This is a genomic window from Azovibrio restrictus DSM 23866, from assembly GCF_000429665.1.
In the GTDB taxonomy this organism is placed as follows: Bacteria; Pseudomonadota; Gammaproteobacteria; order Burkholderiales; family Rhodocyclaceae; genus Azovibrio; species Azovibrio restrictus.
In genome coordinates this window covers 261,115-274,009 of record NZ_AUCH01000002.1, presented here as the reverse complement: position 1 = coordinate 274,009, position 12,895 = coordinate 261,115, and the positions used below count along the sequence as shown (strand labels likewise).

The 12,895-nt window shown below is 66.1% G+C and carries 11 protein-coding genes; 4 read left to right on the top strand and 7 right to left on the bottom strand.

The genetic code is table 11. The annotated features are described in order from the left end of the window. Positions 1–33: 33 nt before the first annotated feature. A complete protein-coding gene (locus G474_RS0103265; RefSeq protein WP_026685726.1) occupies positions 34–1,461 on the bottom strand; it encodes a hypothetical protein in 1,428 nt (475 codons plus the stop codon). A 453-nt stretch (positions 1,462–1,914) separates the two neighbouring features. Here G474_RS0103265 and G474_RS0103260 point away from each other — a divergent pair, with 453 nt between their 5' ends. Further along, positions 1,915–3,786 (top strand): SLC13 family permease, encoded by a 1,872-nt coding sequence (locus G474_RS0103260; RefSeq protein ID WP_026685725.1) that lies wholly within the window; start codon positions 1,915–1,917, stop codon positions 3,784–3,786. Next, on the top strand, positions 3,783–4,802 hold the full coding sequence (locus tag G474_RS0103255; RefSeq protein WP_026685724.1) for an ABC transporter substrate-binding protein: 1,020 nt from the start codon (positions 3,783–3,785) through the stop codon (positions 4,800–4,802). Before G474_RS0103260 ends, G474_RS0103255 begins: the two co-directional genes overlap by 4 nt. Positions 4,803–4,827: 25 nt before the next feature. Here the strand turns inward: G474_RS0103255 and G474_RS0103250 are convergent, their stop codons facing one another. Beyond that, positions 4,828–5,790 (bottom strand): DUF2059 domain-containing protein, encoded by a 963-nt coding sequence (locus G474_RS0103250; RefSeq protein WP_026685723.1) that lies wholly within the window; start codon positions 5,788–5,790, stop codon positions 4,828–4,830. Between the two features lie 236 nt (positions 5,791–6,026). Between G474_RS0103250 and G474_RS0103245 the strand changes: the two genes are divergently transcribed. Next, positions 6,027–6,971: a hypothetical protein gene (locus tag G474_RS0103245; RefSeq protein ID WP_156919134.1), complete on the top strand. Its 945-nt coding sequence runs from the start codon at positions 6,027–6,029 to the stop codon at positions 6,969–6,971. A gap of 67 nt (positions 6,972–7,038) precedes the next feature. Here G474_RS0103245 and G474_RS0103240 read toward each other — a convergent pair whose 3' ends face one another. Both G474_RS0103240 and G474_RS0103235 read right to left on the bottom strand, forming a co-directional pair. Then, positions 7,039–8,031 carry an aldo/keto reductase gene (locus G474_RS0103240; protein ID WP_026685721.1) on the bottom strand — a complete coding sequence of 331 codons (993 nt, stop codon included), beginning with the start codon at positions 8,029–8,031 and terminating at the stop codon, positions 7,039–7,041. A gap of 12 nt (positions 8,032–8,043) precedes the next feature. Beyond that, complete coding sequence (locus tag G474_RS0103235) at positions 8,044–8,811, bottom strand: SDR family NAD(P)-dependent oxidoreductase (RefSeq protein ID WP_043463125.1); 768 nt, start codon at positions 8,809–8,811, stop codon at positions 8,044–8,046. A 111-nt stretch (positions 8,812–8,922) separates the two neighbouring features. Between G474_RS0103235 and G474_RS0103230 the strand changes: the two genes are divergently transcribed. Further along, positions 8,923–9,819, top strand: coding sequence for a LysR family transcriptional regulator (locus G474_RS0103230; protein ID WP_026685719.1), 897 nt, complete (start codon positions 8,923–8,925; stop codon positions 9,817–9,819). A gap of 142 nt (positions 9,820–9,961) precedes the next feature. Here G474_RS0103230 and G474_RS0103225 read toward each other — a convergent pair whose 3' ends face one another. From G474_RS0103225 to bchE, 3 genes are all read right to left on the bottom strand, one after another. Then, positions 9,962–10,162 carry a hypothetical protein gene (locus G474_RS0103225; protein ID WP_026685718.1) on the bottom strand — a complete coding sequence of 67 codons (201 nt, stop codon included), beginning with the start codon at positions 10,160–10,162 and terminating at the stop codon, positions 9,962–9,964. Positions 10,163–10,164: 2 nt separating this feature from the next. Then, positions 10,165–10,818 (bottom strand): hypothetical protein, encoded by a 654-nt coding sequence (locus G474_RS0103220; protein WP_026685717.1) that lies wholly within the window; start codon positions 10,816–10,818, stop codon positions 10,165–10,167. Positions 10,819–11,150: 332 nt separating this feature from the next. Further along, positions 11,151–12,767: a magnesium-protoporphyrin IX monomethyl ester anaerobic oxidative cyclase gene (gene bchE, locus G474_RS19345; RefSeq protein WP_084513541.1), complete on the bottom strand. Its 1,617-nt coding sequence runs from the start codon at positions 12,765–12,767 to the stop codon at positions 11,151–11,153. Positions 12,768–12,895: the final 128 nt, after the last annotated feature.

Below are 12,895 nucleotides of genomic sequence, written 5' to 3'. Positions count from 1 at the left end.
CATCGGGGGCCCCGCCAGAAAGACGGTGTCCCCTTACATCCGGATCACCAGGGCGGCCTTGTCCCGCCGCAGTTCATGGGCGGGATAGACCAGGGCTTGCTCTGCCTCGACCCAGCGGGGACCCTGCCCGGTGCTGGGGTGCACCAGGCCCGGCTGCTCCTGCAGGAGGCTCAGGTCCTGTTCCTGATGCTGTTCCGTTCCCTCCTGCAGCAAGCGGAAGCGGAGGGTCAGGGCGGCGTGGATCATCCGTAAGTCATCGCGGCGGAACATGAAGGAATTGAAACCAGGATCCGCCAGACTTGCCAGGACCCGCCCCACAGGGTTACGGGCCTGCAGACTTTCCAGCACGGAAGTGCGGTAGTCCTTTCGCCGCCGCTCTGCCGCAGCCAAGGTCCTCCGATAGGCCTCTCCAGAGAGCGCTTCAGCCTCCAGGTAGCCGGCGTACAGGGAATACGCGGTATTGGCGGTGGTCTGGGATTGGTAGAAAGGCAGCCAGAAGAGATCACTCAACCAGCCACGCCACTGCTCCGGCAGCCCCCTCAATACCGCTGACTGCCAGTCCAGGCCTTGCTCGCGCATGGAGAGCAGCAACTGCAGCAGGGCCCGGGTCTCGGAGCGGATGGCCGCCCGCAGGTCCAGGGCCGGATCGGGCAGCGGCGCGAGCATGGCCTCGATCAAGGCCCCATGGGCCAGTGCTTCCCGGGGATGGTGGTGCAGGTACTGGCCCAGCATCAGGTAAAGGTCGCGCAGATAGGCCAGGGCGACCATCTTGTCGATCATGGATACCGCCCCGACTGCCTGGGCCACGTGGAAACGCTGTTGCCGTGCCAGCCGCTCCAGGGCTTCCTGGTGACGCCCCTCGAACACGTCCAGGACGAAACTTGCCCTCGCCATGGCCCCCAAGCTTCGGGGATAGGGGGCAATCGGCGACGCCAGGCCGTACTCCGGACGCCAGGGTTCTTGCACCTGCGAGAAGGCCATGGCCACCTCGGCCCGCTCCAGGGTAGGCCGGGCCTGGGCCAGCAGCGCCCGGACCCGGGCCCGATCCGCCGCCACCTGGTCAAAACAACGCTCCACCTGCCAGCAGGGCCCGTCTTTCGGCCAGCTCCCGGCGCGTAGACCGGCCTGGATGGCCGGTTTGACCGGTTCATCCCCCAGCCGGGGCTTGGCGTCGATGGCCAGGGCCTCGGCCCACCACTGCCGGCCCCATGCATGGGGCGGCACCGATTCCGGCCCCATGACGCCGATCCAGGCAAAATAGCCATTCTGCTCGGGCGCCAGCTGGGGCGGCCTCTCCTGCATCAGGGCCGTGATGCCGGGCAGCAGGGCTTCATCCTCCAGATTCACATAGACCAGCCCGGCGTAGGCCACTCCCAGCAGCCCCAGCAGCAGCAACACTCCATACATGACCCAGCGCAGCAGGCGGCGCAGGAAGGCAAACAGGCGGGACAAGGCGGCCATGGCAGGTCATCACGAACGGGGGACGGCAATGCTATTGGTATTTGCACGAACTGTCGATGGCGAAGCCGCCGGCCAGAACCTCCACGCCTGGTCCAGGGCGATCCCGTCACGAGGTGCCGATCCGGGAACTTTTTTTCGGCATCGGTTACCCATGGGGTGCCGCTCGCTGGAGGCCCCTCTCCCTACCCGCTCCTGCCCTGCTGACTGGCGCCACGCCAGTTCGCCGAGTTGTCAGCCGGGCTGACGATCCAGGCGGCACGCCCTCTCAACCTGCCGAGCTCCCCATGAACCTAAAAACCTCACCACAGAGACACAAAGACACAGAGAAGTTCAAAAAAACAATGACTTGCATCATCTTCTGCGCTCACCTAGAAAGTGACCTGGCCTTCCAGGACAAGTCTTTGTTTTTCCTCGGCGTCTCTGTGCCTCTGTGGTTTAACTGAGGTTTTAAGGATGAATCAGACGGCCTTGCCTCCCGTATCCCCCCTGCCCTCTGCGGCCACCCTCGCTGACCGGATCCGCGCCGAGCCGATGTTTTCCCGCCTCTCGGGCCAGGCCCTGGCCCGCCTTCTGGGGGGAGCCCAGGTGCGCCGCTTTGGCGACGGCGAGCCCCTGGTCCAGGCCGCTGCCAATGCGGAGGCCCTGTACCTGGTCATCGACGGGGGCCTGGAACTGAGCAGCCTGAGCGGCGCCCCCCAGGGCCAGGCCCGGGTGGTGGGGGAAGAAGTGCTGGCTGGACAGCCCTGCTACCTGCGCAGTGCCATCGCCCGGGGCGATACCCTGGCGGTACGCCTGCCGCGCCAGACCCTGAGCGATGTGCTCGGCGAAGCCCCCGGGCTGGCCCGGGCCGCCCAGGATGCCCTGCTGGTCTGCCTCGGGGGCGCCGAGCTGCCGAGCCCGGCCAAGGCCGCCGCCGGCAAGGGCGCCAGGGGCTCGGCCCGGGAAACCTGGGGCTGGAGCTGCACCCTGTTTTCGCCCCTGGCGGTGCTGGCCCTGGGCCTCTCCAGCGGCTGGAGCCAGAGCAACACCCTGTTCCTGGCCATCCTGGCCGCCACGGTCTGCATGTGGTCCTTCTCCCTGGTGGACGAATTCGTGCCGCCCCTGTTCGCCACCGCCGCCATGCTGCTGGTGGACCTGGCCCCCACCGAGGTGGTGCTGTCCGGGTTCGCCTCCAGCGGCCTGATCCTGTTCGTCGGCGTATACGTACTGGGCGGCGTGATGGTGGCCTCCGGGCTCTCCTACCGCTTCATCATCTGGCTGCGCACCCTGCTGCCCGACACCCCTTTCTGGCACGGTTTCGCCCTGGTGCTCTCGGGCTACGCCCTGTCGCCCATCATGTCCTCAGCCAACGCCCGCATGACCCTGATCCTGCCCCTCTACCGGGATTTCTGCAGTGCCGGCGGTGTCGCCCCCGGCAGCCGGGCCCAGACCCGGCTGGCAGCGGCCACCTTCTGCGGCGCCTTGAACATGTCACCCATGTTCCTCACCAGCAAGAGCTCCAACCTGATCGTCTTCGCCATGCTGCCGGCCCAGCTCCAGGATGAATTCCAGGGCCTGTTCTGGTTCGTGGCCGCCCTGGTCTGCGCCGCCATCATGACCGGCGGCCATTTCATCCTGGAACGGCTGCTCTTCAAGGGCGAGGCCCTGCCCCCCATGCCCAAGGAGCAGGTGCGCCGCCAGCTGGCCCTGCTCGGCCCCCTCTGCGCCGAGGAGAAATTCACCCTGCTGGCCCTGGTGCTGTTCCTGGGCGGCGCCATCAGCATCTCCTGGCACCACATTTCCCTGCCCTGGATCGCCGGCTTCATCCTGGTGGCCCTGCTGCTCTACGGCCTGGTGAGCAAGAAGAACTTCCAGCAGTACGTGGACTGGCCCATGGTGTTCTTCCTGCTCTCCCTGCAGGGGCTGACCAGCACCATGGAGTACCTGGACCTGGTGGGCCAGATCAAGCCCTGGATGGACAGCGCCGCCGCCCTGCTCCAGGAAGACGTGACCCGCCTGGTGCTGCTCGAACTGGCCGTGGTGCTGATCGTGCGCCTGGCCTTCCCGATCACCGCCGGCATGGTGGTCTCGGCCATCCTGCTGATGCCCCTGGCGCTGGCCACCGGCATCAACCCCTGGGTGATCGGCTTCCTCGCCGCCATGTTCTCGGACATGTGGTTCTTCCCCTACCAGAGCAGCCAGTACACCCAGCTCCGGGGCGCCCACGGCAAGGGGCAGATGTTCGATGAGCCCCTGTTCCTGCGCTACAACCTGGCCACCTGCGCCCTGCGCATCGTCGCCGTCTTCGCCTCCATTCCCTACTGGGATTACCTGGGACTCGTATGAAGAAAAGCACCGCCACCCTCCTGGTCAGCGCCTTCCTGCTGCTCGCCCTCGTCCTGGTGGGCTACTACAACATCACCCGGCCCCGGGTGCTGATCCTGCACAGCTATGACCCGGAATTCAGCTGGGTCAAGGGCCTGGACGCCTCGTTGCGCAAATCCCTCAAGGGCCTGCAGCGGCCGCTGCTGACCCGCTGGCACTACATGGGCCTGCGCGGCGCCCCCGGCACCCAGTTCCAGGAAACCGCCGCCGCCTCGGCCAAGCGGGCCGTAGCCAGCTTCGAGCCCAAGATCCTCGTGGTGTTCGACGACATCGCCGCCGAACTGGTGACGCCGGAACTGCTGAACCGGCCGGACATCCAGATCGTCTATGCCGGCATCGACGAGGACCTGGCCCACCATGGTTTCAACCGGGCCAGCAACGCCACCGGCATGCTCGAACGGATTCCTGTGGCTGCCCTGCGCGATGCGGTGAGCCACCTGGGCCAGGGACGCCCCCTGCGCGTCGCCTGCATTGGCGATGCCCGCCCCGTGGCCGAGGCGGAAGCGGCCCAGGTGTCCGCTTTCGACTGGCGCCCCCACAAGCTGCTGCCCTGTGAGCAGGTGGACAATTTCCCCGCCTGGCAGGAGGCAGTCGGCCGCCTGGGCCAGCAGGCCGACATCCTGTTCGTGGCCGGCTACCGGGGCCTGCACCGGCAGCCCGGCAGTGCCGAGGTGGTTCCCCCTGCCGAGGTGGGCAGCTGGACCGAAGCCCACAGCAAGGCCCTGACCCTGGCCTCCAAGATCACCTTCGTCCCCGACGGGGGCGCCATCGCCATCACCCCCTCGCCCCAGGAGCACGGCCAGGCGGCCGCCCTCCTGGTGGGCCGCCTGCTCAAGGGCGAGGCGCCCGGATCACTGCCGGCCGAGACCGGCAAGGCCTTCGTGGTCTCGGTGCATCAGGCCCGGCTGCAGCGCCTGGGCTACCAACTGCCGCCCGTCTATGAAGCCGCCGCCCGGGCGGCCGGAACCCTGCAGTAAGCCCCAGCCCTGTTCCAGCAGCAGATTATTCCGCTGCCGGAGCGGCGGGTTTTTCTGCTTCCAGCGCCTGCATCAGGTCCTTCATCAGGTGCTTCATCATCCAGTCGCCGAGCGCGTTATTGGCGGCTTCCTGCACCAGCCCCTGCTTTTTCCGCTGCGCTAGGCGCTCCGGCAGACGGGCATCGGCCAGCAGCACGCCCAGCTCGGCTTCCGAGAGGCTGGCGCTCAATTCCTTGACGATCACCGGCTGCACATCGCCAAAACCCAGGTTGTCCCGGATGGCTTTCGCCATCCGCTTTTCCTTAGATTCCAAAGTCTTGGATTCGGGCTTGCCGCCCCAAAGCACCGTAGCCAGACTCTCAGTCATTTGCTGCTCCATGGTTTTCAGTTTGGCGGTAAAGCGCTCCTTCATCAGGACCACAGACAGGTCTGCCGCCAGCTGCTCCTGCCGGTTGGCCGGCTTCCATTTCGTTGCCGGCAGGCGTTTGACCGGACGGTCCGCCATGACATCTTCCAGCACCGGCGTCAGCCTTTGTTCCAGTACATCGGAGAGGGCCATTGTGGCGCGCAGCTCCGCCGAGGGCAGCTTTTCCGCGCTCAAGCGGCCGGCCTCGGTAGCGTAGTAGGCCAGCAGCCCCTGGACTTCCGCCTCGCTGTAGTGCTCCTGGTAGGCTTTCACCACATAGGGTTCCACCGCGTCCCAGGTCATGCGCTGCCGCAGCACGGCGGCGAAGCGCTCGTGGCTGCGCCGGGCGGCTTCCAGCTTGCCGGGCTCGGTATCCCGCTCGACCTGCGCCGCGTGCTGGGCTTCGAACAGGGACAGGGTTTCCTTGACCAGTTTGGACGCCCCCTGCACCTGGAACAGCTGCTTCAGACTGGCTTCGGTGGCAGGCGCAGGACGGGTATCCGCCTGGGCGGGCAAACCCGCCAGGGTCAGGAGCAGTACGGCAGCCCCCGCCAGGAGTTTCAGACTTGGGTGGATGGTCATGGCGATCATTTCCAGAATAGGGAGATAGGGAAGGAAGGGCCGGGAATGGTGAAGCCCCTCAGAAGGCGGGCGGAATGTTGCCGAGCCTCAGAAATCATGTCAAATGGAAATCCCACCCCCTGCTTGCTGGGCTGGCGACGCCGATGGCATCATGCTGGCGGATTCACGACCTGCCCCCGGGCCCTGGCATGAGGGCCCGCTCCCCTTCAAATGTCCCCTGTTGGCTGCCGAACCCCATGACCCTACGACTCTCCTCCCTGACGCGCCGCCTCTGCCGCCCCTTCCTCGCCGCCGCGCTCCTGCTGCTGGCGGGCACCCCTGCCTTTGCAGAAGAGTGCCGGATGATTTCCCTGGAGCAGCTCAATGCCGCATTGCCCCACTACGCCCCCTGGACCCTGTATTCCGGCGGCCCGGGAGGCTGCCGCTTCGAGGGGGAATACGAAGGCACCCGACTCAACTATGCCGCCCTCTCGTTCACCCAGCAATTCCATCCTTCCAGGCAAGCCGCCACGAGCATCCTGGATTCCATCCGCAAGGAAAGCGCCAAGAGCTTCAAGCTGCAGCCCGTCACCATCCCCGGCGCCGACCCGGGCAGTTTTTTTGCCGCCCATGAGGAAAACGGCGAACCCCGCAATTCCATGGTGTGGTACGTCCAGGTCGGCCGCGCCATCATCCTCGGCAGCTTCACCCCTCCCGTCGGCGCGCCTCCCGCCCTGAGCGAAGAAGCCGCCCTGATGGACTTGCTGAAGCGCGCGGTTGCCGATACCCGGAATCCTGTCACCGCCCAGCAGGCCGCCCAATGCCCCTATTTCGATGAGGCCTTGATCCGCAAGCTGATTCCCGGCAAGAACGTCAGCATCGAGCGCTTTGGTGAAAACAGCTGCATGGCCAAAAACGAAAAGAACGCGGTCGTGCTGCTGTCCCGCTCCGCCAACATCAACGCCAGGGTCGCCGAAAACCTGCTCCGCTCCGCCGCCACCAGCTGCACCTTCGAGCGCCAGCCCAGCCTGGGCGAATACGGCGGCATCAGCCATCACTGCAGCTCGGGCAATCTTCGGGCGGATGTGGTTTTTCACAAGGATGACAGCCACTTCAGCCTGTCCCTGAGCACGAACGGGGAACCCACCGGGAAGCAGCGGGAATACCTGATCGAACTGGCGAGGTTCGTCTACAACCAGTAGGTATCGCCATCCGTGCAGGCTGCAAGGGAATGCTGCCGTCCCGCCTTGCGCCCCACCCCCAGACGCCTTACTCAATGCCCGCCATGCCGGCCTCGGGATAACGCGCCCCGGCGACCCGTTCGGGGGCGAACATCCGGTCGAGTTCGGCGATTTCCGCCGCATTCAGCGCCACATCGACGGCGCCGGCATTCTGTTCGAGATAGGCAATCCGCCGGGTGCCGGGAATCGGCACGACATGCGGCTGCTTGCCGAGCAGCCAGGCGAGCGCCACCTGGGCATTGCTGAGGCCGCGGGCAGCGGCGAAGCGGCCGAGTTCAGCAACCAGCTGGGCGTTGATCTTTTCCGCCGCGCCGACGAAGCGCGGGTTGTGCTTGCGGAAATCGCCCTCGGCCAGTTGCCCGGAGTGCACGGCGCCGGTCAGGAAGGCGCGACCGAGCGGACTGTAGGCAACAAAGGTCGTGCCCAGCTCGGCGCAGGTGGCGAGCATTTCGCGCTCGGCTTCGCGTGTCCAGAGCGAATATTCGCTTTGCACGGCAGCCACCGGATGCACCGCACCGGCTTGCCGCAAGGTAGCGGCCGACACTTCGGAAAGACCGATCTGGCGGACCTTGCCGGCAGCGACCAGTTGCGCCAGCGCCCCCATCATCTCCTCGATGGGCACTTCCGGGTTGCGGCGATGACAGTAATAGAGGTCGATCTGCTCGACGCCAAGACGGCGCAGCGAGGCCTCGCAGGCCTGGCGGATGTAGGCCGGGCTGTTGTCGATGCGCCGCTCGTACTTGCCGGGCTCGCGGACAATGCCGAACTTGCTGGCGATTACCACCTGACGCCGGCGCGCCGGGCCGCCTTCCTTGAGAAAACGGCCGAGCAGGCTTTCATTGTGGCCATGACCGTAGGTGTCGGCACTGTCGAAGAAATTGATCCCGAGCTCGAGCGCCCGGGCCAGCGTGCGCAGGGATTCGGCATCGTCGCTGGCACCATAGAATTCGCTCATCCCCATGCAGCCGAGACCGATGGCGGAGACCGGCTGCTGTTGCTGACCGAGAAAGCGGGTTTGCATGTTGATGGCCCTTTACTGAACGGTGTAGCCGCCGTCGATGGCGAAGCCCTGGCCGTTGATGTAGCTGGCCGCCGAGGAAAGCAGGAAGAGCACCGGCCCGGCGATTTCCTCCGGCTGCCCGGGACGGCCGGCCGGGCTGCCCTTGAGCGAGGCTTCGAGATTCTCCAGGCCGCCAAAACCGATCTCGGCCATCGGCGTAACGATCGGGCCGGGATTCACCGCATTGACGCGGATGCCCTGCTGGAAACCTTCGAGCGCGGCGCTGCGGGTCAGGCCGAGCACGGCGTGCTTGCTGGCCGTATAGGCCGCAAAGTTGGCGAAGCCGATCTGGGCGACGACGGAAGCCGTATTGACGATGGCGCCGCCGCCCGTCTTCAGCATCGCCGCCATTTCGTACTTGAGCGACCAGAACACGCCATAGACGTTGGCCTGCATGACCTCGGCGAATTCGGCGCTGCTCAGTTCATGAATCGGCGCCACCTTGCCCAGCACGCCAGCGTTGTTGAAGGCGCCGTCGAGGCGGCCGAAGTGGGCGACGGTCTGCGCCACGGCGTTCGCGACATCGGCTTCGACGGCCACGTCGGTCTTGATCGCGATGGCGTCGCCGCCGTCGGCGCGAATCTGTGCGACCAGCTTTTCCAGGGCCTCCAGACGGCGGGCGGCCAGCGCCACCCTGGCCCCGGCCCGGCCAAGCGCCAAGGCGGTGGCAGCGCCGATGCCGGACGAGGCGCCAGTGACGAGGATGGTTTTGCCGGACAGGTCAGCCAGAATATTTTGCATGTTGTTCTCCATTGCGGGGTTGGGGATATGACGGAAAGCAGGCTACTCCCCGGCCAACTGTGCAACAATCCGCATATTATTTAATGAGCTATTGAGCAATTTTCATCAATTATGAATCTCGCCAGCCTGGCCGATCTCCAGTCGTTTGCCGCCGTTGCCCGCCTGCGCAGCTTTCGCAAGGCGGCCGCCGAACTTGGCGTTTCACCGTCGGCCCTGAGCCATGCCTTGCGCGGCCTGGAGGCCCGGCTCGGCGTCCGCCTGCTCAACCGGACGACACGCAGCGTGGCGCCGACCGAGGCCGGCGAGCGCTTGCTCGAACGGCTTTCGCCCGCCCTGCAGGACATCCACGGCGCGCTGGACGAAGTCAATGCCTTTCGCGACTCACCGCTCGGCACGCTGCGCATCAACGCGCCGCGAGCGGCGTGCGAACTGGTACTGGCGCCGCTGCTCGGGCGCTTTCTGCGGGCCAACCCGGGCATGCGCATCGAACTGGTGGCCGACGACGCCTTCGTCGATATCGTCGCCACCGGCTTCGATGCCGGCGTCCGCTTCGGCGAAAGCCTGCAGCAGGATATGGTCGCCGTACCGCTCGGCCCGCCCCAGCGCTTTGTCGTGGTCGCCTCGCCCGACTATCTGGCGGCGCACGGCGTACCCGGATGCCCGCGCGAATTGCAGCAGCACCGCTGCATCCGCATCCGTTTCCCCAACGGCAGTTTCTATCGCTGGGAATTCGCCCGCGGCAGCGAGCAGTTCGAAATCGAAGTCGACGGACCGGTCAGCGTCGGCCAGATGCCGCTGATGATCGCGGCGGCGGAACAAGGTCTCGGGCTGGCCTACGTCTATGCCCAGTACGCGGCGGCGCCAATCGCGGCAGGGCGCTTGCAAACGGTGCTGGACGACTGGTGCCCGGAAATTCCCGGCTTTTACCTGTACTACCCGAGCCGCAAGCTGATGCCGGCCGGGCTGAAGGCTTTTGTCGAGATGCTGCAGGAGCGTTCGGAGTTTTGATCGCTACGGCTCTCTCATCCGATCAACGGCGGACTGCTCGCGGAAAGAACTGCGGCAGATGCCTGGAATTTTGCGGCTTCGCCCCACACGGTTTGCAGCGCCCCGTAGGTGTCGGCGCCGGCAAACTGCAACAGGCGCCAACTCAACTGGTCTGGGTTGTGCCCGAACTGGCGATGTAGCGCTCGCTGACAAATTTCTCGATTTCCTGCAGGAAGCTGTTGCCCGTGTAGTTGGCGGCCAGCGCGCGCGCCTTGCCGAGGAACTCGTCCTCGCTTATCCCGGCGGCCTTGGCGAGGCCGAGCCAGATCGATTGCGGGAAGGTCGTGGTGGCGGTTTCCGGCATGCTCAGGCCGGCTTCTTGCCAGCGCTGCTCAAGGTATCCGGGACTTTTCCGGCCAGCTCCTGCTCCAATCGCGCCATCGTCGCCTTGTCCTTTTGCTGCGGTTCGGCAGCGCTCGCGGCCGGCGTCAGCCTGGCCATGGCCAGCGAGATGTCCACTTCGCGCTGCGCGTCTTCCATGCTCATCGGCGCTTTCCAGCCTTCTTGCTGGACCGCGTTGATGAGGCGGACGTAGGGCGTCAGGTTGGTCATGCCGTCCTTGTTGGCGGCGTGCGTGGCGTGCATTTCGCTCTTGATCTGGGCGATCAGCGCCTCGTTTTCCGGTAACAGGGGCAGGTTGCCGAGACCGGGCGTGGCGCTGCTGCTGCCGCTGATGCCCTGGTTGGCGTCGAGCCGGGCCTGCGCTTCGTCGAGGATGTCCTGCGGGAAAACCCGGTTCAGTTCGGCCAGGGCGTCCTGGCGGATGGACTCCGGGATGGCGATGCCGCCAGCGCTGGCGGCTGCCCGGCGGGCTGCGTCCGAGATGCTCACTGTCGTGCTGTCTGTGCCACTCGTGCCGCTCGCGTCGGTCGTACTTGCCTTGCCCTGGCTGGCTGCCACGCTGCGCACGGCGCTGATCGTGCTGGCAGCGTAAAAAGATGCGATGGCGGAGATACTCATTGTTGTCCTCCCGAAATGTCCTGTTCCTGGCGGATGGCATACGCAATATCGGTGCCATGCCGCAAAACGCAGGATTTCCGGGACGTGCCGGGGGCGGAGGCGGGGAATGTGGCAATTTTTGCGGTCGACCGGTAAGAAGTCCGGGTTTTCCCGGCATGTTGCGTCAGCCTTCCAGTTGCAAGGGCTACCGGAAAAAACGCGCGCCGGACGGTCGACCGGAACACGTTTTTCGCCGTCAACCGCGCTGAACCGGCGCGGCCACATCTTCCCGCTGCGTGCGCATGATCAAGGTGTAATTGATGAACGATGTTACGCAGCCAGCAGGTGCGCGACTACGCCGAACGACAAGGCTTGGTCATCGGCTCGGTGGTGGCGCTGGCTTGATTACAGGCCCATCGAGGCGTAAAAAACGGCCAGCGCGCTTGCCTGGGCGCCGACCTTGTCCGTTCAGTCGGCACCGGGTCTTGCGGCAGTTCGCGCTGGCGCCGCTCGAATTCGGCCAGACTCGGTCCGCCCGAACGTGGCCGCTTGCCGAACAGGAACTCGCCGACTTCGCGCAACCAGACGCGGCGCCCCATCTGCACGTACCAGCGCATCGCGTGGCGGAATTCCGGGTCGCGGCTGAAAAAGGTGCGCATCAGCGCGCGCGGCCGCAACTGCAGCGCCACCTCGATACCCTTGACCCAGAGCAGCAGGCGCCAGGGCGGCATGCCCGGCGTCGCCAGTACTTGGTGCTTGTAGTCCCACAGGCGGGTATCCGGCTGCACCACCTCGCGCTGGGCGACGCTGGCGAAATACGCCGTCCAGCGGTGCGGCGTCGCGTAGAGCAACTGGATCTGGTCGGGGTCGTAGCGCAGCAGGTGTTTCAACGACTGCCAGTAATCACGGTCCGTCTCGGCGCCGAAGCCGACCACGTAGGTCGCCATCGAGACGATGCCGTGCCGGCGTAGCAGACAGATCGCCTCGGCGTCCTCGCGCGGGCTCGCGTCCTTGCGGATGGCCTGCAGCGTCGCCGCGTCGTAACTCTCGATGCCGAGCAGGAAGCGGATGACACCGGCGCGGCGATAGAGATGCAGGATGTCGGCGTCGCGCACGATGTCGCCGGCGCGCGTCGAGCCGACCAGGGTGAGATTGACGTTTTCCGCGATCAGCGCTTCGAGGAAGGCCTGCCAGGCGGCACGCGAGGCGGTCGGCAGTTCGTCGGCAAAGTTGATCACCTCGACGCCGTGTTCCCTGTGCAGCCAGGCCAGTTCGCGGGCAAAACGAACCGGATCGCGATGCCGCCAGCTGCGCCAGAAGCCGCGCTGGCCGCAGTAGCTGCACAGGTAGGGACAACCGCGCGAGAACTGCACGACCACCGCGCGCCGGCCGCCCCAGTAGGAATAACGGGCGAAGTCGATCAGCTCCCAGCCGACGCGGTAATCGTCCAGATTCGCTATCGGTTTCGCCTGCCGCGTCGCCCACACCCGCCCGTCCTGCCGGTAAGCGATGCCGGGCACGGTGGCGACCAGGCCGTGGCTGACGATGGCGCGTGCCAGCAGCAGCGCCGTGCGCTCGCCCTCGCCGCGCACGACCACGTCGATGGCCGGGCACTGGGTCAGCGTCTCGCGCCAGTGATAGGTCGGATGGACACCGCCATAGACGATGCAGACCTCGGGCAGCGCCGCCTTGATGCGGGTAGCCAGTTCAAGGATGGTGGCGTGCGCCGTCGACGAGCCGGCGTGACCGACCATGACGATGCGCGGCGCCGCTGCCTGCACGCGGCGGACGATTGCTTCCGGCGCTAGCGGGTCGTAGTCGGCGTCGAGCAGTTCGACGGCAAAACCGGCGTCGAGCAGCGGCCCGCCGATGGCGAGCAGGCCGAGCGGCGGCAGATGGTCGTCGGGAACGCGGCTGCCGATGGCGGTATGCGGCGGATTGAGCAGAAGGATCTTGGCTTTGCGGGTCATGGCGGTCTCCTGAAGAACACGCCGCCACTCTCTGCCGGCCGGGTGAGGAGAGCATGAAGCGAGGGTGAAGCCGGCCACGGCGGTCGGTGTTACCCCCGCTGCGCCAACGCAATCCGCCCCGCCAAACG

Coding starts and splice junctions, on each gene's coding strand:
- G474_RS0103265 (WP_026685726.1), bottom strand. CDS start 1,461: ATGGCCGCCTTGTCCCGCCTGTTTGCCTTCCTGCGCCGCCTGCTGCGC.
- G474_RS0103260 (WP_026685725.1), top strand. CDS start 1,915: ATGAATCAGACGGCCTTGCCTCCCGTATCCCCCCTGCCCTCTGCGGCC.
- G474_RS0103255 (WP_026685724.1), top strand. CDS start 3,783: ATGAAGAAAAGCACCGCCACCCTCCTGGTCAGCGCCTTCCTGCTGCTC.
- G474_RS0103250 (WP_026685723.1), bottom strand. CDS start 5,790: ATGACCATCCACCCAAGTCTGAAACTCCTGGCGGGGGCTGCCGTACTG.
- G474_RS0103245 (WP_156919134.1), top strand. CDS start 6,027: ATGACCCTACGACTCTCCTCCCTGACGCGCCGCCTCTGCCGCCCCTTC.
- G474_RS0103240 (WP_026685721.1), bottom strand. CDS start 8,031: ATGCAAACCCGCTTTCTCGGTCAGCAACAGCAGCCGGTCTCCGCCATC.
- G474_RS0103235 (WP_043463125.1), bottom strand. CDS start 8,811: ATGCAAAATATTCTGGCTGACCTGTCCGGCAAAACCATCCTCGTCACT.
- G474_RS0103230 (WP_026685719.1), top strand. CDS start 8,923: ATGAATCTCGCCAGCCTGGCCGATCTCCAGTCGTTTGCCGCCGTTGCC.
- G474_RS0103225 (WP_026685718.1), bottom strand. CDS start 10,162: ATGCCGGAAACCGCCACCACGACCTTCCCGCAATCGATCTGGCTCGGC.
- G474_RS0103220 (WP_026685717.1), bottom strand. CDS start 10,818: ATGAGTATCTCCGCCATCGCATCTTTTTACGCTGCCAGCACGATCAGC.
- bchE (WP_084513541.1), bottom strand. CDS start 12,767: ATGACCCGCAAAGCCAAGATCCTTCTGCTCAATCCGCCGCATACCGCC.